The organism is Streptomyces sp. NPDC037421 (assembly GCF_055602105.1).
The window spans coordinates 586,923-609,709 of record NZ_JBVJWV010000001.1; the positions used below are offsets into that span (position 1 = coordinate 586,923).

Sequence of the window (22,787 nt, forward strand, 5' to 3'; positions counted from 1 at the left end):
GTCATCATGAACAAGCGGGCCATGCTGCGCGAGGCGATCGCCCGGGACGGCGAGCTTTCCCTGGCCGCCGGCGCCCACGACGGACTGAGCGCGCGCCTCGCCCAGCGCAGCGGCTTCCAGGTGCTGTGGGCCAGCGGGCTGGGCATTTCCGCCTCGCACGCGGTACCCGACGAGAGCATCCTGACGATGACCGAGTTCCTGGCCGCGGCACGCGTCATGAACGACGCCACCGACCTGCCGGTGCTCGCCGACTGCGACACGGGGTTCGGCGACGCCCGGAACGTGGCGCGCATGGTGGAACAGTACGAGCGGGCCGGCATCGCGGGGGTCTGCGTCGAGGACAAGGTGTTCCCCAAGCGGAACTCGCTCGGTGACGGTACGCAGCACCAGGAGACCGTGGAAGGCTTCGCCGGCAAGATCCGGGTGGCGAAGAAGGCGCAGCGCACCCCGGACTTCGTCTTCGTCGCGCGCATCGAGACCTTCATCGCCGGGGGCACGAAGCAGGACGCGATCGAGCGGGCCGACGCCTACGTGGAGGCCGGCGCGGACGCGGTGCTCATCCACTCCAAGTCCCGTGACGGCGCGGAGATCCTGGACTTCGGCCGCAGCTGGCGGCGGAGGGACGTGCCCCTGATCGCCGTGCCGACGACCTACCCCGAGGTGGACGCCGCGCAGCTGCGCGGGGCCGGCTTCTCACTGGCCGTCTACGCCAACCAGGCGCTGCGGGCCTCGATCACGGCGATGGCGCAGAGCTTCGCGCACATCTCGCGGCACGGGTCGACCCGGGCTCTCGAGGAGGAGATCGCCGAGCTGCGCGAGGTCTTCCAGCTCCAGGGCTGACCACCGCCCTCCCCTCACACGAAAGGAGTACGGGCCCTCATGAGCGAGTCGCAGAGGCGCCAACTGGTCCTGGGCGCCTACCTGTCGTACGGGACGGGCCACCACGCCGCCGCCTGGCGGCATCCCGACGCCGTGGCGGACGGCGCGCAGAACATCGGCCACTACGTCGCCCTCGCGCGGTCCGCCGAACGCGGGCTGTTCGACTTCATGTTCCTGTCGGACACCCCGTCGGTCTTCAACGACGACCGGGAGGGCTACGGGAGCCGGGTGGTCGTCTTCGAGCCGATGACCCTGCTGTCGGCGCTCGCGATGGAGACCACCCATCTCGGGCTGGTCGCCACGGCCTCGACGACGTACAAGGAGCCGTACAACGTCGCACGCGAGTTCGCGTCGCTCGACCTGCTCAGCGGCGGGCGGGCCGGCTGGAACATGGTGACCTCGTCCAAGAGCGAGGCGGCCGGCAACTTCGGGCTGGACGAGCATCCCGAGCACGGCGACCGCTACCGCCGGGCCGCCGAGTTCTTCGACGTCGTCACCGGGCTGTGGGACAGCTGGGACGACGACGCCTTCCCTCGGGACAAGGAGCGCGGGGTCTTCTACGACCCGGCCCGCCGGCACGCGCTGGGCCACGAGGGCGCGCACTTCGGGGTCCGCGGCGAACTGAACGTGTCCCGCCCGCCGCAGGGGCACCCGCTGGTGGTGCAGGCCGGGTCGTCGCCGGAGGGGATGGAGCTGGCGGCACGGACCGCCGAGGCGGTGTTCACCGCCCAGCCGGACCTGGCGGCGGCGGTGGAGTTCCGCCGGGACCTGCGGCGGCGGCAGGCGGCGTACGGCCGGGTGGACCGGGACGTGCTGGTGCTGCCGGGCCTGTGCCCCTTCACCGGCGCCACGGACGAGGAGGCCCGGGAGAAGTTCGAGCGGCTGCAGCGGCTCATCCATCCCCGGCTGGGCGTGGCCATGCTCTCGGACCTGGTGGGCGGGTTCGACCTGTCCGGGTACGACGTCGACGGTCCGCTGCCCCCGCTCCCGCCCTCCAACGGCAACCGGAGCCGGCGCCTGCTCATCGAGAAGCTGGCGTCCGAGGGGCTCACCATCCGCGGGCTCTACGAGCGGCTGACGGTCGCCCGGGGGCACCTGGTGCTGGTGGGCTCGTACCAGCGGGTGGCGCGGACGATGGCGCGGTGGCTGGAGGCCGGCGCCGCCGACGGCTTCAACATCATGCCGCCCCATCTTCCGGGCGGACTCGACGAGTTCGTCGACCACGTCGTGCCCGAGCTGCAGAAGCTGGGCGTGTACAAGGACCGCTACGCGCAGGGCACCCTGCGCGAGAAGCTCGGCCTGCGGCGCCCGCCCTCGCGCCACGCACCCGGAGCCGCCGCTCCGGGGCACGTCAGCCCGTCGGACCACGGAAACAGGTGACCTGGCATGGACACGGACAAGCAGAAGTTCGACACCCTCGCCGACGACTACGACCGGCACCGCCCCCGCTATCCCGCCGCCCTGCTCCAGGAGCTCGCCGGACCGGCGGCCGGGCGGCCCGGGCTGCACGTCGTGGACGCCGGAGCGGGCACCGGCATCGCCCTGGAGGGGATCGTCCCCCTCCTCGGCGACGGCGCCCGCTACGAGGCGGTCGACCTGTCGTCGGACATGGTGGCGCGGGGCCGGGCCAAGTTCCCGTCCGTGGCCTGGACGGTGGGGCCGGCCGAGCCCTTCCTGGAGCGGGCGCGGGAGGTGGACCTGGTCATCGCCGCCCAGTCCTTCCAGTGGATGGACCGGCCGCGCTTCCTGCGCGCGGCGCTCGGCTGCCTGAATCCGGGCGGCCGGGTCGCGATCATCCAGAACAACCGGGACTTCGGGGCCAGCACCTTCCTGGACGCGTACGAGACCCTGCTGGAGGAGCTGAGCCCCGGCTACAGCCGGCACTACCGGGCCTTCGACTTCGCGGCCGAGCTGCGCGAGGTGTTCGCCCCCGCCGGCGGCACCGTCGAGGTGCGGACCGCCGACTGGACGACGGCGGTGGCGGCCGAGGACTTCGTCGGCATGGCGAAGTCCTCCACCCAGGTGCAGCGCGGCATCGAAGCCCACGGGGAGCTGCTGCTCGACCTGCTGCGGGACCTCGTCCGCCGGCACGCCGACGAGCACGGCGCGCTGGCGATCCCGTACCACAGCGAGCTCTTCACGGCGCGCACCGCGCCCGCCGCCCAGAGTCGTGGGTGACCCCACCGGCCTGAGGGTGGCGGCGGCCGGCCCGGCGGACGTGCCGGGGATCCTCGCCGTGCTGGCCGCCGCCTACGCCCCCTACGCGGGGGAGTTCCGGCCGACCGCGCTCGGCCGTACGGCCGGGGCCGTGCACGGCGAACTCCCCCACTGGCTGGTGGCCCGCACCGGCGGGCGGGCCGCCGGCTGCGTCCTGCAGTACCCCGAGGACGGCTCCTACACGTTCTGCTTCCTCGCGACCGAGCCCGGGCTGCGCGGCCGCGGCATCGGTTCGGCACTGGTCGACGCGGTCGCCCGCCGGGCCGCGGCGGCCGGCTGCCGGGAGATCCGGATCGCGCTGCGCACCAGTCTGGCGGCCAACACCGCCTTCTTCACCAAGCGGGGCTTCCGGCGCGTGGCGCCGTTCCGGCCGGACACCCACGACCTCTACCAACGGAACCTGGAGGCTGAACCATGGGCACCGTGATCGTCCTGGGATACCGCGAGGGCATCGCCGAGGCGGTGGCCCGCCGCGGCCTGGAGGCCTTCCACCTGGTGGTGAAGGAGAAGGGGGCGCTCCGCGGTACCCGCTTCGCCCGGGTCGCGGACCTGGAGGACGCCCAGGAGGTCCTGCGCGTGGTGCTGGGTGCCGGACTGCACGGGGTCGTCGGTGTGGTCACGGGCCACGAGCAGGGCGTCTTCACCGCCGCCCTGCTCCGCGAGCACCTCGGGCTGCCGGGCGACCGCGACTGGGCCCGGACCCTGCGCTTCCGGGACAAGTACCTCCAGAAGGCCGCCCTGCCGCCCGGCGTGGGCCGGGCCCGCTGCGTGTACGTCGGCCCGGACGCGGCGTACGGGGAGCTGGCGGACGGGCTGGGGGCCCCGTTCGTCCTCAAGCCCGCGAACGGCGCCGGCTCGGTCGGTGCGGCGCCGGTCGGCTCGGAGGCCCGGTTCGCCCGGCACCTGGCTCCGCTCCGCGGGCGGGCCGACGCGGCGTGGGTCGCGGAGTCCTTCGTGGGCGGCCGGGAGTTCAACGTCGACGGGGTCTGGTACGGGGGCAGGCTGCTGTGGTGTGCGGTCGCCCGGTTCCACGAGCGGCCCATGAACACCAACACCGGCGCCGTACTGGCCTCGCAGGTGCTCTCGCGGGAGGAGAACGCCCCGTTCCCCGACCGGGCGGCGGAGCTGGCCGAACGGGCTCTGGGCGGGCTGGGCGCCCCCGACTGCGTCTTCCACCTGGAGGCCTTCGAGGACGGCGGCGAGCTGGTGTTCGGCGAGTGCGCGATCCGCACCCCCGGCGCCCACCACCCCGAGATCGTGCGGCTGACCCACGGCGTCGACCTGTACGACCTCACGGTGGGCCTGGCCCTCGGGGAGGACCCGGCCGCGCTGCTCTCGCCGAAGCCGCCCGAGGCGTACTTCGGGTACGTGTACCTGCGGCGCTTCCCGGGAGTGGAGCTGACCCGGGCGGACTTCGAGAAGCACTTCGCGTTCCACGAGCTCCACTACCCGGACGGGCCCCCGCAGGGCCGTACCGGTTCGTACGGCCGGGCCGGCCACGCCCTCGTGTCCGCCCCCGACAACGCCCGGCTGGGCGGACTCATCCGCCGGATCGTCGCGTTCAACGAGACCGGCCGTGTCTGAGGCCCGCGCCCGCACGCGTGCGCGCACCCGTGCCCTCGTACTCAGCACCGGCAAGCCGCTCTTCGACGCGGCCCGCGCCGCCTTCGCCGACGAGATCGAGTACCTGGACCTCGCCGTGTGCCCGGCGGGAGAGCAGCCCTCCGCCGCGGCGCTCACCGTGCCCTCCTTCGACCACGACCGCGAGACCCTCGGCATCGTCGACCGGATCATGGCGAGGACTCCGTTCCGGTACGTCCTGGCCACCTCCGAGAGCAACGTCGCGTTCGCCGCGTTCCTGCGCGGCAGGTACGGGCTGCCCGGCCTGGACTTCGAATCGGCCCTGACGGTGACCAACAAGTGGCGCATGAAGCGGTCCGTCCGGCAGGCCCTGCCCGCGCCCCGCTGCTGGCTCTCCGGTGACTTCGCCGCCGCGCCGCTCGGTTCCCTGCCGCGGGAGGTGGTCGTCAAGCCGCTGTCCGGCTCCTCCGGCAAGGGGGTGCGCCGCCTGCCCGCGTGGGAGGCACGCAGGCTCGCCGTGGAAGCGGACGGGCTCTTCCTCGTCGAGGAGGCCGTCGAGGTGGACGCGGAACTGCACGTGGACGGGGTGGTGCGCGGCGGGGTGCTGCGCGCGGCGCTCGCGTCGGCCTACGACCGGCCGGTGCTGAGCGCCGCCGGGACGACCCGGGCCAGCCTGCACCTGCCTCCCGGCGATCCCCGGCGGGAGCCCGCGCTCCGGGCGGCCGAACGCTGCGCCGCCGCGCTCGGCGTGCCCGACTTCGTCTTCCACCTGGAGCTCTTCCGGGCGGCCGGCGGGCTCCTGTTCAACGAGATCGCCCTGCGCCCGGCCGGGGGCGGGGTCGCCGAGTCGCTGCGCCTGTTCCACGGGGTGGACCTGTGGGCGGAGTTCGTACGGATCCAGCTGGAGAGGCCGCCGGGCGAAGGCGCGCCGGGCGGTGCCGGTCCGGGCGGGTTCAGCGGGGTGATCGGGGTGGCCGCGCCCGTCCCGGGGAGCGGCCGGCGCGTCCCCGGGGACCGCGAGCTGCTGGCGGTGCCGGGGGTCGTGCGGGTCTCTCCCGGCAGCCCGCGGGCCGCCGCGCAGGCGCGGCTGGGCAGTTCCTGTGCCTTCTCCCGGCTGGCGTTCTTCTCGTGCCCCGACGAAGCGGCCGCGCACGCCGCCGTGGCCGGCGTCGACCGGCTCACGGCCCGCTGACCCCCGACCACTCCCACACGACAGGCCGTTGCCCATGCCGCCCTCCGCCGAGCCGCCGCCGCGGCTGCTCGAACCGCTCCAGTCCGCTGCGCCGCGCCGCCCCTCGCGCCTGCTCTTCAGCCTGTTCTTCACCCTGTCGTCCTTCGCCGAGGGCGGGCAGGCGGTGGTGCTGCTCTGGCTGACGTACGAACTGACCGGCAACGCCTTCCTCATCGGTGTGATGGTGGTCCTCGGCTACCTCCCCGCGGCGGTACTGGGGCTGCTGTTCAGGAGGTCCGCGGACCGGGGGCGGGCCGGCCGGGTCGCGCGGAGCACCAATTCGGCGCTGTCCCTGGTGTCGGTGCTCCTGGCCGTCCAGCACCTCGTCTCCGGCGGCAGTACGGCGCTGTCCGTCACCGTGATCGCGGTCAGCCAAGTCGTGCTTTCCATCGCGAAGATGTTCAACAAGGCGGCCCTGAACCGGCTGGTCCGGGGGGCGTTCGAGCGGGAGGAGGCCAAGCGCCTGCTGGCGGCGTCCCAGTCGGCCTCGCTGGCCGGGCAGGTCTGCGGCGCGGGGCTGGCCGGGGTGGCGCTCGCCCAGGGATGGATCACCCAGGGGCTGCTGTGCGCGGCGCTGGCGTACGCGGCGAGCGCGGGCGCCCTGGCCCTCGGCACCCGGGGTTGTGAGGACCGTGCGCAGCCGCGCCCGGACGCCGGGGAGCCGGCCGGGGGCGGGGAGCGGGCTCCGGTGCCCCTGCGGTGGAGTCCCGCCCTGGTCGGCGTACTGGTGTTCTCGGTGCCGAGCAGCGGTGCGCTGCAGTTCCTCAACACGGTCCTGGTGCCGCTGGCGGGCTCCGTGGCTCCCGGACGGCCCTCCTACTACGCCCTGTTGAACATCGTGACGATCGCCGGGGGCTTCCTGGCGGGGGTGCTGCTGTCGACGGGCGGCGTCTCCTCCCGGCGGGTGCTCGGCTGGGCGCTGCCGGTGACGGCCGTCCTGGCGCTCGCGCTGGCGCTGGTGGACACCGCCGCCGTGGTGGCGGTGGCCGCGTTCGGCCTCTCCCTTGCCGTCACCTGTCACGTCATCTGCATGCAGGTGCTGACGAACCAGGTGCCCGGCGACCACGAGGTGGGCCAGTTCGCGGTGGTCCGCAACGTGGTGGCGTCGCTGGCCAAGGCGGCGTTCTCGTTCGCCGCGGGTGCGCTGGCCGGGGCGTGCGGGGTGGGCGTCGCCTTCCTCGTACTGGCGTGCTGCACGGCGCTGTTCACGGTGGTGTGGCTGGTGCGGCGGCCGGAGTGGGCATGAGGCCGGGCGCGGCGGACCGGCGAGGATCTTCCGAAGGAGAGGGTGGCATGGTGTTCGACGGCGGGCGCGTACGCGCCGAGTTCGCCGCGTGGCTGCGGTCCGGGCGCGAGGCGCTCGTCACGGGTGGTGGTGGCGGCCCTGGTGACGCCGGCAGGGTGGAGGCGCTGCGGGCGCTCGGGCTGGACGACGCCGGGCTGAGCGCGTTCACGCGGGCGCCGCGCGTCCTGGTGAGCCTGCCGCACGCGAGCCCGAACGTGTTCTTCCCCCGGGCGGGCGTCTCCTGGTACGTGCGCCACCTCCAGCGCGCCGATCCGTCGGCCTTCCACCTGCGGGTGGCCCTGACGCACGTGAACTTCTCGGACCTCGGGTGGCGGCCGTACGCCTGGTGGTTCCTGGACCGGGACGGCGCACTGGCCCGGGAGACCCTGTTCACCCGCAACAAGAAGGCCAAGCACGTGGCCGTCGCCGGGCAGCCGCCGCTGCGCGGGGTGCCGGAGCGGGCGGTCGGCGTGGACCGGGAGGCGGCGGGGCTGGCCCTGCGGGGGGCCGACCGCGCGCTCTCGTACCTGCTGCTGATGTCGGCCGTGGAGCGGGCGGCCGGGCTCGCGGTGCCCGGCCGGACGCTCTACCTGCCGCTGAACCTGCTCGTCGCGTTCTTCCGCGACGCTCCCGCGGGCGGCGGGGCGGGCGGGCCGGAGGGCTGGCCGGCCGCCCTGTTCGGGCTGCGGACCGGGGCCAGGAAGCTCGACGGGGCGGGCAGACCGGCGGACTGCGAGCGCGTGGACGAGGCGTTCGTCCTCGACAACTCCTCCAACATCGCGCTGCTCTCGCCGCTCGGGTGCACGGGGGTGGTGGGCGGAGCGAAGATGGCCGGCTACTGGGGGGAGATCGAGGAGCGCGTCGCGGGGGCGGGCCGGCTGAGCGGCGTGCCGGTGGCGGCCCCGGGGCTGCTGCGGCTGCCCGAAGGCGTCGCGTACGAGGACCACGTACGCCCCTCGGCGGGCCTCGCGGCGGAGCTGGCGGCCGCCGGCATCGGGTACGCGCAGGGGATGGCGGTGGCCGAGCACGGCGCGTTCGCCGAGGAGGCGGACCCCTTCCGGTGAGCCCGGCCGCCTGCCGCCGGCGCCGGCCACCGGCTCCGGCCCCCGGCAGCCGGCCGTCGGCCGTCGGCGTCAGTTCCGGCCGGACACCATCGCCGCCCTGACCAGCTCCGCCTTGTTGCCCAGGGCGAGTTTGGCACGGACGCGTTTGACGTAGGTGTCCACGGTGTGGCGGCTGATCCCGAGGCGGCGCGCCGCCTGGTCGTGCGTCAGCCCGTCGGCGACCAGGCGCAGCACCTGCCGCTCGCGCGCCGACAGGGCGGCCGTCGCCTGCGCCCCCGGCCGGGGCGGCGTCCGGGCGCCCAGCGCCGCCAGGTGCACGGCGGAGGCCAGGGCCGTCGGTTCCGACCGCTCGGGCAGGCATGCGGTGACCCCCGGGCACGGCTGCTCGCTGACGGCCGCGCAGAGCAGCAGGACGCAGGCGGCGCTGGGCGCGCCCGCCCCGGCCGGGGAGGTGGGCCCGGGGGGCCGGTCGGTGACGAGCACGTCGAAGCGGTCGGGTAACGGCAGGGGAACACGTGGCGGCGCGTCGGCTTCCGCGCTCAGCACGTGCACCCGCATGTCGGGGAATTCGGACAACGCGTGACCGACCGCCCACGCGATCAGCGGGTGTTCATGCATTACAGCGACGTCATACATCGTGACCTCACCTGTCGTTCGAGGGGAGGCGATCATGCACCACGCCGCTTGCCGTCACCTGTCCTTCCGGCCGCCACTCCTTGCCGTCCGCTGACCGTCCCCTTGCCGTCCGCTTGCCGTCTCCTTGCCCTCCCCTGGCCGTCCGCTGGCGGGATATGGCTGTCGATCTCCGTGCGGCCCCTCCGCCGTGCCAAGATCACAACCGGATGGTCCGGGCATTTCGTCCGCCCGCAGCCTCCGGCAGGCGGCCGCAAGCGCGAGAACGGTTGGGATGACATGGACGCAACTCGGACGCCGGAGCGGCCGTTCATACCGGACCCGGCCCGTCCCGCCGGGCTCCTGCTGCGCGTCATGGGACCCATGTCCGTACGGCACGGCGGGACGGACCTCCCCCTCGGCCCCCCGCGCCGGCGCGCGCTGCTCGCGCTGCTGCTCGTACGCCTGGGCCGGGTCGTGCCGACCGAGCAGCTCATCGAGGAGCTGTGGGGGGACGAACCGCCCCGGCAGCCCGCCGCCGCGCTGCAGAGCCACGTCTCCCACCTGCGCCGCGTCCTCGACCCGGCCGCCGCCCAGGGCGCCGGGTCGGTCCTGCGCCACCTCGCCCCCGGCTACGTCCTGCGGCTGCGCCCCGAGCAGGTGGACGTCGGCCGCTTCGAGCAACTGGTGGCGTCGGGGCGCCGGTTGCTGGACCGCGGCGAGCACCGCTCCGCGCGGCTCCGGCTCGGCGAAGCGCTGGAGCTGTGGCAGGGCCACCCCTACGGCGAGTTCGGCGCCCATCCGCAGCTCGGCGACGAGGGCGCACGGCTGGAGCAGGTCCGGCTGTCGGCCGTGGAGTGGTGTGCCGAGGCCGGGCTCGCCCTCGGCGCGGCCGAGGAGGTCGCGGCCGGCCTCTGCCAGGAGGCCGCCCTGCACCCGGCGCGGGAACGCCTCGTCGGCCACCTGATGACCGCCTTCTCCCGCCTGGGGCGGCAGGCCGAGGCCCTCGAACTGTACGAACGGACCCGCGCCCACCTGGCCGTCGAGTTCGGCGTGGACACCGCCGCCGGACTCCGGCGCGTCCGCGACGCCATCCTGCGCCAGGAGCTCGGCGACGGCCCGCCGGCGGCCGCGCACCCCGCCCGGCCCGAGCCCGTCTCCCCCGCGCCGACACCCCCCTCCTCCCCTTCACCCTCCTCCCCTTCGCCCTCCTCCCTCTCTTCCCCCTCCTCCCCCTTCACCGGCCGGGACCGGGAACTGCACCGGCTGGGAACCGCCGCCGCGCGTGCACTCACCAGCCACGGGCACGTGGCCTGCGTCCTCGGCCCGGCCGGCGTGGGCAAGACCCGTCTGCTGCTGGAGCTGGCCCCGCGCCTGGAAGCCGTCACCGGCAACCCGGAAGTGGTCTGGAGCCACTGCTTCCAGGGCGAGGGCGTACCCCCGTACTGGCTGTGGACCCAGGTGCTGCGCCGCCTCTCGGTCACCCGGCCGGACGCCTTCCGCGCGGCGTCCGAGCCCTTCGGCGCCCTGCTCGCCCCGCTCATGCCCGAACGCTCGCAGCCCGCCACCGGGCGGGGGCCCGACGCCGACTGGGCCCAGGCCCGGTTCCTCACCCACGACGCGGTCAGCGAGGTCCTGCTCACCCTGGCCGCCCGGCGGCCCCTCGTCCTGCTGCTGGAGGACCTGCACTGGGCCGACACCGCCTCGCTGGAGCTGCTGCGGCTGCTCGCCGTACGGCGCCAGGGCAATCCGCTCAGCATCGTGCTGACCGCGCGCGACGCCGAGGCCGAGTCCGACGCGGCCCTGCGCCACGCCCTCACCGAGACCCTGCGGGGCCCCGGGACGGAGACGCTGCGGCTCGGCGGCCTCTCCCGCAGCGCCGTCGCCTCCCTGGTGGAGGCGCAGGCCGGACCCGGGGTGCGGGCGGAGGTGGTCGAGGCGCTGCACCGGCGCAGCGAGGGCAACCCGTACTTCGTGAAGCAGCTGCTCTCCCTGCTCGGCGGTGACGTCCGGCGCCTGCACGATCCGGGCGCCGCGGACGTGTTCCTCGCCGGCATCCCGATGGGCGTGCGCGAGGCGCTGCGCCAGCGCTTCACCGCGCTGCCGGAGCCGGTGCTGGGCGTACTGCGGCTCTGCGCGGTCATGGGCACCGAGGTCGACACCGACCTGCTCCACCGCACCGCCGCCGAGGACGGGCCGGTGGCCACCGCCCTCGACGCGGCCGTCCGCGCCGGGCTGCTCGAAGCGGACCCGCACGCCCCGGACCGGCTCCACTTCACCCACGCGCTCGTCCAGGAGACGCTCCTCGACGAACTCCCGCACGAGGAGCGCGTCCGGCTGCACGCCTGCGTCGCCGCGGGCCTGTGCGCGCGGGGGCACGGGCAGATGGGGGAGGAGGAGACCGAGCGCCTCGCCCACCACAGCTGGCACGCCGAGGATGCGCTGCCGGCCGGCGAGGTCCTCCCCCGGCTGCTGCGCGCCGCCGAGCAGGCCGAGCAGCGCCTCGCGTACGAGCAGGTCGAGACGTGGCTGCGGCGGGCCGTCGGGGTGACCGGACGGCTGCCGCCCGGCGACGACGCGACCCCGGCCCTGGAGCAGCGGCTGCACGTCCAGCTCGGCCAGGTGCTGGCCATCACCCGCGGCTACGGCGACGCCGAGGCGGAGGCGCTGCTCGGCCGCGGCCGCGCCCTCAGCGCCGTGACGCACACCCCCGAGGACCCCTCGGTGCTGTGGGCCCTGTGCGCGTCCCTGCTGGTCACCGGGCGGTACGACGACTCCCGCCGGTTCTCCGGCCTGCTGCGCACCATCGCCGGGCGCACCGGTCACCCGGTGGCGGTGCTCGGCGCCGCCTACGGCGAGGGCATCGTGCTGCACGTCCGCGGCCGGCTGGCGGAAGCCCTCGCCCAACTGGAGGAGGCGGTGGAGGCCGCGGACCGCTTCGCGCGCGAGGGCCACTCGCTGGCGCGTACGTTCCAGCACGATCCGCGCGTCTCGTGCCGCTCCTACGACGCCTTCACGCACTGGCTCGCCGGCGACCGGGCGACCGCCACCGAGCGGCGCCGGCAGCTGCTCCGCCTGACCGCGTACGAGAGCCGGCCCTCCGACCGCGCCTTCGCCCTCTACGTGGACGCGGTCCTGGCCGCCTGGGAGGGCGACGTCGGCACCGCCCTGGCCTGCGGCGGCGAGGGGGCGCGGCTGGCCGACGAGCACGGCCTGCGCTACTGGAAGGCCATGCTGCGCCTCCCGGAGGGCTGGGCCCTGACGCACTCGGGGCGCGAGGCGGAGGGCATCGCCCTGATGCGGTCCGCCCTGGCCGCCCTGCGCCCTTCCCGGACCCGCCTGCGGCTCCCCCTGCACCTGGGCCTGCTGGGGCAGGCCCAGCATCACGCGGGCCTGCGGGAAGACGCGCGGAGCACGCTCCGGGAGATGCTCGCCGTCGTCGAGCACCGCCGCGAGCACGCCTACCTGAGCCCCGCGCTGCCGTCGACGCGGCTGCTGCGCGACCTGCCGGACTGAGGCGCGGCCGTCAGCTCAGCGGCCCCGGCTGCGGGATCGGCGCGGGCCCGGGCGGCGGGGGTACCGGGTCGGGCTCGGGGAACGGCGGCGGTACGGGAGGCACCGGGCGCGGCACGGGCCCGGGGTCCGGCAGCGGCGGGAACGGGGCGGGGGCCGGCTCGGGGTCGGGCACGGGCGGCTGCGTCTGCTCAAGGTTTCGCACCATAAGGCCCACCTTCCCCCGATCTCAGCCGGTACGCCCCCCGGCGAGCGCGGCGGCCAGCCCCAGGGCCGGGCTGGCCAGCACGGGCACCCGGGTCCGCACGAGCCCGGCGGCCCCGGCCATGGAGGCCTGCGCCAGCACGATGACGTCGGCACCGGTCACGCCGTCGGCGGCCGCCGCCACGACACCGAGGTACCCGCCCTCGTCCCCGGCCTCGAACAGCTCCCAGGCCCCGGGAACCACCCGGCCGCGCACGTCCCCGGCCCCCTCTTCCAGGAGCAGGTCCCGGGTCGGCGCCAGGGTCGACTCCAGCGCGGCCAGAACGACGATCCGCGACCCCGTCGCCACGGCCCGGGCGGCCATCGGCCGGTCCACACGCAGCACGGGAAACCCCAGCTCGGGGGCGAGGGACTCGGCGACGGCCCCGATGGTCGAACAGGTCACCAGCACGGGCCCTGCGACCCCCGCCAGCACCTCCCGCACCTCCGCCCGCACGCCCTCCGGCCCCACTGCCCGGGCCCGCTCCAGCAGCCCGGGCCGCACCACGTGCCGCAACACGGCACCGGGGTGTCCCCGCTCCCCCAGGGCATCGAAAACGGGCACGTGCACCGGTGAGGTGTGCAGCAGCGTCAGCCCGCTCACCAGAGATCGGCGTCCTGCTCCAACTGCGCCCTGGCGGCCTCGACGACGGCCGCCGGGGCGGCGGGCGCCTGCTCGGGATGCCGCCCGGCCCAGGCGGCGGCGTAAGGACAGAGCGGCACGACAGCCACCCCCTCGGCCTCCGCCATCCCGTAGAACCCCTTCACGAGCTCCCCGCCGATCCCCCGGCCCTCGTGCCCGGGCTCGACGACGGTGTGCACCGCGACCAGGGCGTGGGGCTCCGCGGCGAGCACGAAGTACGCGATGAACCCGACCACCCTGCGGTCCTCGACGGCCAGCAGCCGCCCGGCCTTCCGCTCGTCCACCAGCTCGATCGCCACGGCCCCACTCCCTCAGCTCAGACGGCCACCGAATGGGGGCCGCGCTCCTGATCCGTCCCGGGCACCGGCGCGGACGGATCCGCCCCCAGCTCCACGATCCGGTTGTCCCCGTCCACGTGCACCACCCGCGGCTTCAGCACCCGCGCCTCGGCGTCCTCGACCTGCGCGTAGCTGATCAGGATCACCAGGTCCCCGGGATGCACGAGATGCGCGGCGGCCCCGTTGATCCCGATCACCCCGGACCCGCGCTCGCCTTCGATGACGTACGTCTCCAGCCGCGCCCCGTTGGTGATGTCCACGATGTGGACGAGCTCCCCGGGCAGCAGATCGGCGGCGTCGAGCAGATCGGCATCGACGGTCACGGACCCGACGTAGTGCAGGTCCGCCTGCGTCACGGTGGCCCGGTGGATCTTGGACTTGAACATGGTGCGAAGCATGCGGAAACTCCCGGTTTTGTCTGCTCCCTGCCCACAATCCGCGGGTCAAGGGCGGTCTCCGGAGACTACAACGATTCGCATGTCCGGTCAGCTTTCCCCGGGTCTTTCAGGACTTCGAGCACATCGGAACGACACCGTTCGAGACACCACGGCTTCAAGGTCAGTGGTTCGGCCCCCGTCGTTCGCGGCGTACCGCCTTGCATCCAGCCGTCCGGCGGGTTCTCGAAGACGTGGCAGCGCGCGAAGAAGCACGCAAGGGCCACCCAGCCTGCCCTCGGCACCCCGAGCCCGGCGACGCCCGAATTCTCCGCGAAGCACGGCGGCCGGGGTTCCCGTCCGATGGAATGAGTGCCGTGACAGATGCTCTGGGTTTCACCGAGGAAGACCTGCACCGACTGGCGGGGCCACGCTCCTTCGAGCGGGGACTCGGCTATGTGTCCGCAGTCTCACGGCTGGAGATCGGACAAGAAGCGATCTCCGCCGCCGTCGACGGAACCGACGCCTACGAGGTGCGGCTGACCGAAGACGAGGACGGCGGGCTCACCGGCTGGTGCGACTGCCCGTACGGCCAGGACCGCAACTTCTGCAAGCACTGTGTGGCGGTCGGCCTGACCGTCCTGAGGCAGGCCGGATCCGTACCGCAGCAGCGGGCGGCCGCCGCCTCGCGGACCCGGCTGCTGGACGGCTGGCTGGAGTCCCGCACACGGGAGGAGTTGCTCGCCCTGGTACGGGAGCAACTCGCCGGCGACCGTGAGCTGCGGCGCCGCCTGGAGTTGCGTGCCGCCTCTGGCGGCGAGGACACCGGCATCGTCCGGGAGCGCATTCTGAGCCTCCTCGACACCCGCGCATTCGCCCGCTACGGGTACGTCGAATACGCCGACGCCCACGCCTACGGCCGGCAGGCGGCAGAGGCCGTCACCGCACTGCGCGCGCTGACGGCGAGCGGCCGGTCGGCGGACGCGGTGGAGGTGGCCCGCGAGGCCTTCCAGGCTCTGGGCCGCACGTGCGGCGAGATCGACGATTCGGACGGCCTCATCGGGGAGGTCGCCACGAGGCTGGCCGAAGCTCATCTGGAGGCCTGCCGCACCGCCCGGCCCGACCCGGTGGAGACCGCCGAGTGGCTTGTGCGGTGCCTGCTGGACGAGGTGAACGACGCTGCCGACATCGACCTCTTCGACTACCGCGAGGTGCTCGGTGACCCGGGCCTGGCCCGTGCACGCGCGTTGGTGGTGGCCGCCTGGCGGGCCAACCCGAAGGGCTGGTCGGAGAAGTACCTCATGGAACGCCTCCTGAAGGCCGAGGGCGGAAGTGTGGACGCGCTGGTGGAGGTCCACGCGGCGGACCTCGCCCCGAACGGCCACACCCACCTGGTGATCGCCACCGAGCTCGAAGCGGCGGGCCGCACGGACGAGGCCCTGGAGTGGGCGGAACGCGGTCTTCAGGAGACCGTCTCCGGATGGGGACCCGACGACGATCTGGTCGCCTTCCTCTGCGAGCGCTATGAGCGGGCCCACCGCCTGGCCGACATGGTCGCGGTCCGCCGGAACCTGCTGCGCGCCCGTCCCTCGCGGGCCGCCTACCGGCATCTGCGTACGGCGGCCCGCGCTGCCGGAACCTGGGAGGGTGCCGAACGCGCGGACGCCCTGAAGGTACTGAGGGCCGTCGCCCAGCCCAAGAACGGCCGCGGGTACAACGGCTCCGTGTTGGTCGACGCGCTCATGGACGACGACGACCTCCAGGCCGCCTGGCAGGCAGCCACCGACGGCTACGCCGACCAGCGGCAGTGGCTTGCCCTGGCCGACCGGATCCGCGACCGGCGACCGGCCGACGCCCTGACCGTCTACCTCCGCTGGATCGAACCGCTGCGCCAGCAGACCGGCGACAGCACGTACGAACGCCTCGCGGAGCTGCTGCTCAGCGCCCGCGCCTGTCACCAAGCGCTGGGTTCCGAAGCCGAGTTCGCCACCTACCTGGCCGCCCTGCGCACGGACCAGAAACGCAAGCGGAAGCTGATGGCCATCCTCGACCAGCACGGTCTCCGAACCCGCGAACGCTGAGCCGGCAGGGTCAGAGCGCCGAAGCTTCGCGCTGTTCGGACTCGGTCCGGAGCAGCACCTGCGCCAGAGCGAGCACCTTCCGGTTCCGGCCAGGAGGGCGTCGGCCGTTCGCCGAGAATTCGCGTGAACGATCGCAGGGCCGCCCCGGGTCGCCTCGCTCCGAAACGGCCCTTCGGCGGGTGGCGCGACCGGAGGATCCGCCGCCGGCGAGCCACGCGGCCGCGTCCCCTCGGGCGGGGGACGCGGCCGCGCGTGCCGGGTCAGGCCAGGCGTCGGGCTGCGAGGTTGCCCAGTCGCGGGGGCTTGGGGAGCGGGTTCTCCTTGGGGACGTACATCAGCAGGTCGACGTCGAGGCTCTTCCCCGCTTCGATGAGGTGGTCGTCACCGGGGGTGTCCAGGACGAACCGGTGGTCCTGGGTGGACTTGGTGACCTTCGCCCCTCCGGTCTTGACAGTGGAGCCCGGGACCTCGTCGAAGAGGATCCGCCACTTCTTCACCGGAACGGCCTTGCCGGGCTGCGACTCCGTCTTCGTCAGCTTGGCCGTGAGCGTCACCCTGAAGCTGTAGACCCACATCTTCCTGCCGTCGATCGATTCCTCCCAGGGGTTGTCCTGGCGGAGCTTCTGATCGACCTCGATCCCCTCGTACGCGGGGTCCACCCTCTGTTCGGTGACGTCGCCCCCGGCGTCCCGGATGTCCAGCTTCTCGACGTCGATCTTCCCCCGGCCCACTTTCTCGGCGGTCCCGACGCGAGCGCCCTCGATGGGCTTTTCCCGCGTCGAGGCCCGCAGGTCGAGCCGGTAGACGTTGCCGGCGTTGTCGAAGGCGTAGAGCCGTCCGCGCTCCTCGAAGAAGACGGCCGAGTAGCTGGCGAACCCGGAGGCACCGGCCTGCGCCACGGGGAAGACCTTTTCCTTGAGCACGACCTTCTGAGGGTTCTCGGCCGGGTCGGCGAACAGCAGGGCGCCGTTCTTCCCGTCGACCGCGTAGAGGCGGCCGTCGACGGGATGGTAGGCCCAGTCGTACCAGCCGCCCGTCCCCGGAGGGTTCTGCACGGTCGCCGTGACGGGGCTGGCGGTCAGGTCCAGTACCGCGCCCTTGGACCTGGGCAGGCCGCTGATCACCATCTTCTTGCCGTCCGGGCTCACGGCGCCCAGCACCCAGTTGTTCTCGGGCAGGCCGGCGACCTTCTGCGGGTGACCGTCTTCGCCATCGGGTCGATGACGAGCAATGTACTGGACTCCTTCCTGCTCATCGCGTAGAGAAGGCCGTTGGACCAGTTGTAGGCCAGGGCGTCGTACCCGTCGTTGTACGGTGCCACCGCCGTCTTGGCCACATCGCCGGTCAGCACGTCGAAGGTGTACAGGTTGGTCGGGGCATCACCGATCGCCAGGTAGGTGAAGCGGTTGTAGCGCTTTGCCGTCATGCGCGGGCTCCTGTCTGCGGGGAGGACTCGGGCGGTGGTCACAGGCCCACCTCCAGTAGGGGCGGTCCACGCCCTCGGAGCACCCGCGAAACCCGGCGTGTAAGCCATCCGGACGCCACAGTTCACCGCAGACACCGCACGAGGCCGAGTGTCCGAGACGTGCCGGCGCGTTCACCATCGCGGATGAGTGCGGGGCCGCCAACCGCCCTGTCCTGCGGTGGCCCCGCGTGGCGGTCTCGATGAGGCTGGTTGAATTCGGCTCTGGCCGTGATTCCGTGAAACCTGCCCATGACGTGGGTGATCGCAGCGACGGAGTCCACCTTCTGGACCACACGCATTCGCCCGTCAGGGGGAGATGGATCATCCGCAGAGTCGATCCAGGCCGGTGGGCTGCCCAGACACAGTGAGGGCATGACAACCCACACGACGCACATCGATACAACGGCGACAGAACGGCCGGTTCCCCGGTGGGCAGCCGCTACAGCCCGTGCGATGCCCCTGGTCGCACTGCCTGTCTGCCTATGGCGTCTGCCCATCGCCTTCGGCTACGGCATGGGCGGCGAGGTCCTGCCGCCCTCACCCTGGAACATCCCCTACGTCGTCGGACTCAGCGTCCTGTCCGAGGCATTCGCACTGCTCAGCTTCGGCTTGGTCCGCCGGTGGGGAGAGGTCGTGCCCGCCTGGATCCCCAAGCTCGGCGGCAGACGCATACCGCCCTTCGCGGTGATCCTCCCCGCGACAATCAGTGGCCTCTTCTTCACCGCCCTGATGGTCCATTGGGTGTTCGGGGCCTTCCGCCTCGGCGGTGCCGACGGCTTCCCGTACGCCGAAGGCTGGGACGTGCTGGCGATGACGGTCAGCGGCCTGTTCACCCTCTGGGGTCCCCTGCTGCTGGCCCTGACGTTCGCGTATCACCGCCGCCGTCGCTCTCACCGTGCGACCGGCTCGCGCCGAACGCGACCCGGTCGGCGGTAAGGCCTCAAGGGCCCGGAACGATGCCTTCACCTGCACCGGGCCGGCCGTGCCGCGGGGTTTCGGCCCGCCCGTCAGTCGAAGTGGTTCTCGGGACCGGACCCCTCGCGGACGGTGTCCAGGGTGAAGCAGTGGAAGCCTCCGCCGAACAGTCGGCGGTGCCGGTGACGGACCGGCACCACGGTGAAGCCGTGCTCCTCCAGCGTGCGGATGAGTTCCGGGCAGAGCGCGTTGACCATGACGGTGTCCGGGAAAAGCGAGAGCACGTTGAGGTCGATGAACGGGCTGGTCAGGACGAGGTCGTCGGCCTCGTAGTCGGGGAACGAGTTCAGGTCCGGCTTCGGCGGGAAAATGATCTTCCAGCGGCGCAACGGCTCCGGCAGCCGGGGGACGAACGAGGGGTCCCGAACCAGCAGGACACCGGGCCGCAGGGCCAGCACGATGCTGTCGAGGTGGTTGTCGGCGAGCCGGTACACGCGGTGCAGCCGGAAGCGGCCGGCGGTGTGCCGCCGCAGCCACTCGAAGCCCAGTTGGTGGTTCTGCGTGGAAACGTTGACCAGCACGTCCTGTCCGAAACGCACGCACTGCGCGGCATCGATCATCATCTCCGTGCCGACGTCCAGCCGCGAGGGGTGCGGGTCGGCGATGTACTGCATGGAGGCGGTGGTCGAGCCGCTGACGTACGAGGTGTCGAACGAGCGGTCCGTCATGACCGGGCGCGGCATCACCGTCCATCGCGCGCCGCGTCGGAAGTACTCGTAGAACAGCGGCTTGAGGTGGTGCGATTCGAAGTAGCGTGCACGGACCTGGGGCGGGGTCTCGATGATCTCCTCGCCCAGGACGAGCGTCTGGTCACGGACGTTCAGCGCGGGCATCACCCCTGCTTCCCAGGCGGGCGTCCGCACCGAACCGGCCGCCGTCAGTGGCATGGGCCGGTGCACCGTGACACCGCCCTGCCGCAGGGCGTCCGCCATGCCCTCGATGTCCTCGTTCAGCTCCTCCACGTACCTCTTCTTCACCTCCCGGCGGACGCTGACCGCACCCGGTGCTCCGTAGGCGGGGCTGTAGAAGGCGCCGTGCGCCTCGTCGTGGAAGAAGAGACGGAAGGAGAAGTCGAGTTCGTGCGCGTCGTGGTTCAGACCCGAGCCCAGTACGACCTCCTTCAGGGGCGACCACTCGTCGTAGCTGTTGACCACCGGACCGGTCCCGACGCCGGGCCCGGGGTCCTCGAGGGGTTGATCCCGGCTCTGCCGGGTGTCACGTGTTCCGGCCGTACCTGTCACTGCTCGCGCTCCTCGTCTTCCTGGGCCGCCGTCCTCATCGCACCCGCACTGCGGGAAGCGGCCCGCTGTGGTGGTCTTCGCTCTGGCGCAGTGGTTCGCTCACCCGCTCCGCCACCGCTCCGTACCGCTCACCGCCCGAAAGTGCGGTTCATCTCGGCGATCCGCCCTGCGTGGTAGCGGATGCTGGGGTGAATGGCACGGGCGTCCGGCGGCAGGACGTCCGCTTGCGCCCTGATCCTGTCGGTCAGTACCGGCTGGTCCGCCCCGGTGAGCCGCAGAACGCCGGCGGTGACACCGGCCGCGCCCAGGACCCGCAGCGTGCCCGGCACGTCCTTGAGGCCGTTGACCTCCGTGCCGTCCGGTCCGAGCACCGCGGCCAGCCGGGTGCCGGAGCCCAGCAACGCGGCCGCGCCGCCGGGGTAGTCGGCCTCCTGGCCGATGGTGTAGACGATACGGCTGAAGGTGGAGGGGCGGCCCTGGAGATCGGTCGTGCCGAACCGGCCCGTGGTGGTGTAGCGGACGGTCACGGGCAGGTCGGTCGTACGAAGAGTCGGTTCCCAGACCGGCAGGGAGAAGGCCCCGATGGCCGGCAGGGTGTTGCGCCGGTTGAAGCCGCCGCTCACGAAGCTGAGGTCCCTCTGGATCTCCGCCTTCCGGTCCGGGGCGGCCGAATCCCATTCGGCGCGCAGCCCCTTGGGGTCGAGGGCGCCTTCCGGCCCCTTGGGGTAGTCGGCACCGAGTCGCGCCGCGCGGGCGCCCCAGGTGACCCGGCGGGTGACGTAGTGGGCCTGCTCGACCTCGGAGGCCCCGCCCGCGCCGCCGCCGACCACGAGCAGGTCGTCGTCCGGACGGTAGTCGGCGCTGGTGTTCTGCCCCCCGAACTGGACCCGGTGTGCCCGGACGAGGGCGTCGAGGCGGCCCAGCGTCTGCGGCGGGAGGGCGGTGCGGTCGACGGGCTCGCCGCTCGCGGTCACGGTGACGGCGCCGGTCACCGGGTGGACCGAATAGGGGGAGTCGGGGTCGGTGACGATCCTGGGGTCGCGGTAGCCTCCGGGCCGGAAGCCGAGCCGGGCCCGCAGGCCTGGATCCAGACTCGCCGGGTCGACGGCCGTTCCGTCCGGGGCGTAAGCCGTACGGGTCTGCGGATCCACCGAGTGACGGGACTCGGGGTCGATCACGCGGCGTTCGGTGGGCCGGCCCAGGGGATCGAGCAGGAACGGCTCGTACAGCCTCTTCGGTGTGCCCTCGACGTTCTGCACGCCGAGCAGCCAGCTTGCGTTCGCGGGCAGCTGCCCGGTGTACGGCTCGCCCTGGGGATCGAGGATCCGCGTGTCACCGGCAGGGCCGAACGCCACTTGGTAGCCCGTACCCGGATCGGCGAAGGTCCGGCCGGCCAGCTGGTCGCCGACCGCCTGCGGGATCCTGGGCGGGCCGAGACCGGTGGCCAGGTCCAGTGAGCGGGCGTACAGGGTCCGCCGGTCGCCGGTCGTCAGGCGGTACCGGGCTCCGGCAGGCCAGTTGGCCGCGGCAGACCCGTCCGGCCGGGCTTCGATCCCGGTGACGTCCGCCTGGTACGTGGGCATGCCGGCCAGGGCCCGGGCCACACCGACCGCCCGCCCGAAGGCGGTGGACATCACGAAGTCGTTGCGGTCCTCGGCGAAGTCACCGGGCTGGAAGGGGGCACCCGGCAGCTCGTTGTCCATGGCGGGCTGGGTGAGGCGGAACTCCCCGAGACCGTTGACCACTCCGTAGCCCGCGGCCACCGTCAGGACGGGCGGCACATCGCCGCCGGCACTCGCGACCGGGGGCAGCGTGAGGTGGTCGACCGTGGCCGCCCAGCCACCGCCGACGATCACGTGGGGGATGACCGGGAGCTGCGGATGGCGCGCGTTCAGGGATTTCGTCAGCTCGGCGTCCGCGGCCGTCCGCTGGGCGATCACGCCGTCGGCTTGTTCGCGCAGCACGCGGCGTTCGCAGTCCCGTTCGACGCGGATGTCCTTCAGGCTCGCCTGTGATCCGGCTTGGCGGGCCAGTTCGAGCACCTTGTCGACAGCGGTCGCGGAGCCGGGCGACAGCGCACGGACGGAGGCGGCTCGCGCCGCCGCGGCGGCCGTGCCGACCAGCGGCGTGTTGCCCTCCACCCGGTGCACGGGGCGGGCCGGTTCCTCGTCGAGCAGGCCCATCGCGACGGCGGAACCCAGCGCGGTGGCCTTCACCCGGGCCGTGGCGGTGGGCAGTTGGTCGCCGAGGATCCTCAGCGCCGCGACCCGGCCGATGTCCCTGGGGCTGAGCGGGATGCGGCCGGCGCTGTCGGCGGTGGTGAGCACGCCCTCGTTCAGTCCGCTGGTGACATCGGGCCTCCGGTTCTCCGACCGGTCGGAGACGATCACCGCCGCCTCGGTGAGCCGGGCGGCGACCGCCAGCCGGATCAGGTCGGCCGTCGCCCGGTCGGAGACCCGCACCACGGCCGCGCTCGGCCCGAGCAGGTGCAAGGTCGCCACCGGCGCGTAGGGAAGCGTGCCCGGCATGCGTGCGGGCTCCACGCCGATCGCGAAAGACCCCTGGCCGTCGGGGAGGAGGACCCGGCTCCCCACCACCCGGGCTCCGGCGGGGAGGGGTCCGGTGGCCAGAGCGGCCGTGATGGAGGCCGCCGTGCGGCCCGCACTCGCCGTACCGAGCTCCTTGCCCCCGAAGTCGAGGCCGGCGGAGGCATGGGCGACCGGCCCCGGGGCCGCACATGCCGCAGCGCGTTCCTGGAATTGCGGCGTGCGCGCGTGTGCGCCCTGAGCGGCCGGTCCGAGCGAACCGCCGAGCACGGCTCCGATGCCGCACCACAGTGAGAGCGTCCGCCTGAGCCGTGGGAAGTCGCCGTGCATGGAAGCCAGGTCCTCCTGTCACCATGGGCGGCCTCGGACCACCCGCGTCGTCACCGTGGGGAAGGATGGCAGCACGGGGGGTGAGATGGAGGGGGGAGCTGGAGGAATCAGCTGGCTGATCGTTTCACCGTCGCCCGAATGCCCGCCGTGAGACCCCGGAGTGCGCCGG

Annotated in this window: 20 protein-coding genes; 11 read left to right on the forward strand and 9 right to left on the reverse strand. The window is 73.4% G+C overall.

What is annotated here, in order from left to right; genetic code table 11:
* Positions 1-6 precede the first annotated feature (6 nt).
* From ACZ7IF_RS02595 to ACZ7IF_RS02630, 8 genes are read left to right on the forward strand one after another with little or no spacing between them, the layout of a single operon-like run.
* Positions 7-840 carry an isocitrate lyase/phosphoenolpyruvate mutase family protein gene (locus ACZ7IF_RS02595; protein WP_470961776.1) on the forward strand — a complete coding sequence of 278 codons (834 nt, stop codon included), beginning with the start codon at positions 7-9 and terminating at the stop codon, positions 838-840.
* 39 nt (positions 841-879) lie between these two features.
* A complete protein-coding gene (locus ACZ7IF_RS02600; RefSeq protein ID WP_470961779.1) occupies positions 880-2,259 on the forward strand; it encodes an LLM class flavin-dependent oxidoreductase in 1,380 nt (459 codons plus the stop codon).
* Between the two features lie 6 nt (positions 2,260-2,265).
* On the forward strand, positions 2,266-3,057 hold the full coding sequence (locus tag ACZ7IF_RS02605; protein WP_470961781.1) for a class I SAM-dependent methyltransferase: 792 nt from the start codon (positions 2,266-2,268) through the stop codon (positions 3,055-3,057).
* Positions 3,050-3,523: a GNAT family N-acetyltransferase gene (locus ACZ7IF_RS02610; RefSeq protein ID WP_470961784.1), complete on the forward strand. Its 474-nt coding sequence runs from the start codon at positions 3,050-3,052 to the stop codon at positions 3,521-3,523. The genes ACZ7IF_RS02605 and ACZ7IF_RS02610 overlap by 8 nt, the downstream gene beginning before the upstream one ends.
* A complete protein-coding gene (locus ACZ7IF_RS02615; protein WP_470961788.1) occupies positions 3,511-4,680 on the forward strand; it encodes an ATP-grasp domain-containing protein in 1,170 nt (389 codons plus the stop codon). Before ACZ7IF_RS02610 ends, ACZ7IF_RS02615 begins: the two co-directional genes overlap by 13 nt.
* Positions 4,673-5,869 carry an ATP-grasp domain-containing protein gene (locus tag ACZ7IF_RS02620; RefSeq protein ID WP_470961791.1) on the forward strand — a complete coding sequence of 399 codons (1,197 nt, stop codon included), beginning with the start codon at positions 4,673-4,675 and terminating at the stop codon, positions 5,867-5,869. The genes ACZ7IF_RS02615 and ACZ7IF_RS02620 overlap by 8 nt, the downstream gene beginning before the upstream one ends.
* Positions 5,870-5,903: 34 nt before the next feature.
* Complete coding sequence (locus ACZ7IF_RS02625) at positions 5,904-7,154, forward strand: MFS transporter (protein WP_470961794.1); 1,251 nt, start codon at positions 5,904-5,906, stop codon at positions 7,152-7,154.
* Between the two features lie 47 nt (positions 7,155-7,201).
* Positions 7,202-8,257, forward strand: a complete 1,056-nt coding sequence (locus tag ACZ7IF_RS02630) for a hypothetical protein (protein ID WP_470961797.1) — start codon at positions 7,202-7,204, stop codon at positions 8,255-8,257.
* A gap of 69 nt (positions 8,258-8,326) precedes the next feature.
* Here the strand turns inward: ACZ7IF_RS02630 and ACZ7IF_RS02635 are convergent, their stop codons facing one another.
* On the reverse strand, positions 8,327-8,833 hold the full coding sequence (locus tag ACZ7IF_RS02635; RefSeq protein ID WP_470961800.1) for a response regulator transcription factor: 507 nt from the start codon (positions 8,831-8,833) through the stop codon (positions 8,327-8,329).
* A 336-nt stretch (positions 8,834-9,169) separates the two neighbouring features.
* Here ACZ7IF_RS02635 and ACZ7IF_RS02640 point away from each other — a divergent pair, with 336 nt between their 5' ends.
* Entirely contained in the window at positions 9,170-12,385 is a 3,216-nt protein-coding gene (locus tag ACZ7IF_RS02640; protein ID WP_470961804.1) for an ATP-binding protein, read from the forward strand.
* A gap of 10 nt (positions 12,386-12,395) precedes the next feature.
* On the opposite strand, the gene ACZ7IF_RS02645 is transcribed toward ACZ7IF_RS02640, so the two are convergent.
* From ACZ7IF_RS02645 to panD, 4 genes are read right to left on the reverse strand one after another with little or no spacing between them, the layout of a single operon-like run.
* Positions 12,396-12,590 (reverse strand): hypothetical protein, encoded by a 195-nt coding sequence (locus tag ACZ7IF_RS02645; protein WP_470961807.1) that lies wholly within the window; start codon positions 12,588-12,590, stop codon positions 12,396-12,398.
* A gap of 21 nt (positions 12,591-12,611) precedes the next feature.
* The gene (locus tag ACZ7IF_RS02650; protein WP_470962303.1) at positions 12,612-13,232 is read right to left on the reverse strand and encodes an arylsulfatase; all 621 of its coding nucleotides are present in this window, start codon (positions 13,230-13,232) and stop codon (positions 12,612-12,614) included.
* Entirely contained in the window at positions 13,226-13,567 is a 342-nt protein-coding gene (locus ACZ7IF_RS02655) for a GNAT family N-acetyltransferase (protein ID WP_470961810.1), read from the reverse strand. The genes ACZ7IF_RS02650 and ACZ7IF_RS02655 overlap by 7 nt, the downstream gene beginning before the upstream one ends.
* A 17-nt stretch (positions 13,568-13,584) precedes the next feature.
* Positions 13,585-14,004 (reverse strand): aspartate 1-decarboxylase, encoded by a 420-nt coding sequence (gene panD, locus ACZ7IF_RS02660; RefSeq protein ID WP_470961813.1) that lies wholly within the window; start codon positions 14,002-14,004, stop codon positions 13,585-13,587.
* 344 nt (positions 14,005-14,348) lie between these two features.
* Here panD and ACZ7IF_RS02665 point away from each other — a divergent pair, with 344 nt between their 5' ends.
* Entirely contained in the window at positions 14,349-16,061 is a 1,713-nt protein-coding gene (locus ACZ7IF_RS02665) for an SWIM zinc finger family protein (protein WP_470961816.1), read from the forward strand.
* A 260-nt stretch (positions 16,062-16,321) separates the two neighbouring features.
* On the opposite strand, the gene ACZ7IF_RS02670 is transcribed toward ACZ7IF_RS02665, so the two are convergent.
* On the reverse strand, positions 16,322-17,221 hold the full coding sequence (locus tag ACZ7IF_RS02670; RefSeq protein ID WP_470961819.1) for a hypothetical protein: 900 nt from the start codon (positions 17,219-17,221) through the stop codon (positions 16,322-16,324).
* Positions 17,206-17,487 (reverse strand): hypothetical protein, encoded by a 282-nt coding sequence (locus ACZ7IF_RS02675; protein ID WP_470961822.1) that lies wholly within the window; start codon positions 17,485-17,487, stop codon positions 17,206-17,208. Before ACZ7IF_RS02675 ends, ACZ7IF_RS02670 begins: the two co-directional genes overlap by 16 nt.
* A gap of 492 nt (positions 17,488-17,979) precedes the next feature.
* On the opposite strand from ACZ7IF_RS02675, the gene ACZ7IF_RS02680 reads away from it, so the two are divergent.
* Positions 17,980-18,462: a hypothetical protein gene (locus ACZ7IF_RS02680; RefSeq protein ID WP_470961825.1), complete on the forward strand. Its 483-nt coding sequence runs from the start codon at positions 17,980-17,982 to the stop codon at positions 18,460-18,462.
* A 71-nt stretch (positions 18,463-18,533) separates the two neighbouring features.
* Here the strand turns inward: ACZ7IF_RS02680 and ACZ7IF_RS02685 are convergent, their stop codons facing one another.
* Positions 18,534-19,742 (reverse strand): glycine amidinotransferase, encoded by a 1,209-nt coding sequence (locus ACZ7IF_RS02685; RefSeq protein ID WP_470961828.1) that lies wholly within the window; start codon positions 19,740-19,742, stop codon positions 18,534-18,536.
* Between the two features lie 128 nt (positions 19,743-19,870).
* Positions 19,871-22,618 (reverse strand): hypothetical protein, encoded by a 2,748-nt coding sequence (locus ACZ7IF_RS02690; RefSeq protein WP_470961831.1) that lies wholly within the window; start codon positions 22,616-22,618, stop codon positions 19,871-19,873.
* Positions 22,619-22,787 lie beyond the last annotated feature (169 nt).

What these genes read in the sequence shown, in the direction of transcription:
- ACZ7IF_RS02625 (WP_470961794.1), top strand. Translation starts at nt 5,904, where the DNA reads ATGCCGCCCTCCGCCGAGCCGCCGCCGCGGCTGCTCGAACCGCTCCAG.
- ACZ7IF_RS02690 (WP_470961831.1), bottom strand. Translation starts at nt 22,618, where the DNA reads ATGCACGGCGACTTCCCACGGCTCAGGCGGACGCTCTCACTGTGGTGC.
- panD (WP_470961813.1), bottom strand. Translation starts at nt 14,004, where the DNA reads ATGCTTCGCACCATGTTCAAGTCCAAGATCCACCGGGCCACCGTGACG.
- ACZ7IF_RS02645 (WP_470961807.1), bottom strand. Translation starts at nt 12,590, where the DNA reads ATGGTGCGAAACCTTGAGCAGACGCAGCCGCCCGTGCCCGACCCCGAG.
- ACZ7IF_RS02675 (WP_470961822.1), bottom strand. Translation starts at nt 17,487, where the DNA reads ATGACGGCAAAGCGCTACAACCGCTTCACCTACCTGGCGATCGGTGAT.
- ACZ7IF_RS02605 (WP_470961781.1), top strand. Translation starts at nt 2,266, where the DNA reads ATGGACACGGACAAGCAGAAGTTCGACACCCTCGCCGACGACTACGAC.
- ACZ7IF_RS02665 (WP_470961816.1), top strand. Translation starts at nt 14,349, where the DNA reads ATGAGTGCCGTGACAGATGCTCTGGGTTTCACCGAGGAAGACCTGCAC.
- ACZ7IF_RS02615 (WP_470961788.1), top strand. Translation starts at nt 3,511, where the DNA reads ATGGGCACCGTGATCGTCCTGGGATACCGCGAGGGCATCGCCGAGGCG.
- ACZ7IF_RS02600 (WP_470961779.1), top strand. Translation starts at nt 880, where the DNA reads ATGAGCGAGTCGCAGAGGCGCCAACTGGTCCTGGGCGCCTACCTGTCG.
- ACZ7IF_RS02640 (WP_470961804.1), top strand. Translation starts at nt 9,170, where the DNA reads ATGGACGCAACTCGGACGCCGGAGCGGCCGTTCATACCGGACCCGGCC.
- ACZ7IF_RS02595 (WP_470961776.1), top strand. Translation starts at nt 7, where the DNA reads ATGAACAAGCGGGCCATGCTGCGCGAGGCGATCGCCCGGGACGGCGAG.
- ACZ7IF_RS02680 (WP_470961825.1), top strand. Translation starts at nt 17,980, where the DNA reads ATGCCCCTGGTCGCACTGCCTGTCTGCCTATGGCGTCTGCCCATCGCC.
- ACZ7IF_RS02630 (WP_470961797.1), top strand. Translation starts at nt 7,202, where the DNA reads ATGGTGTTCGACGGCGGGCGCGTACGCGCCGAGTTCGCCGCGTGGCTG.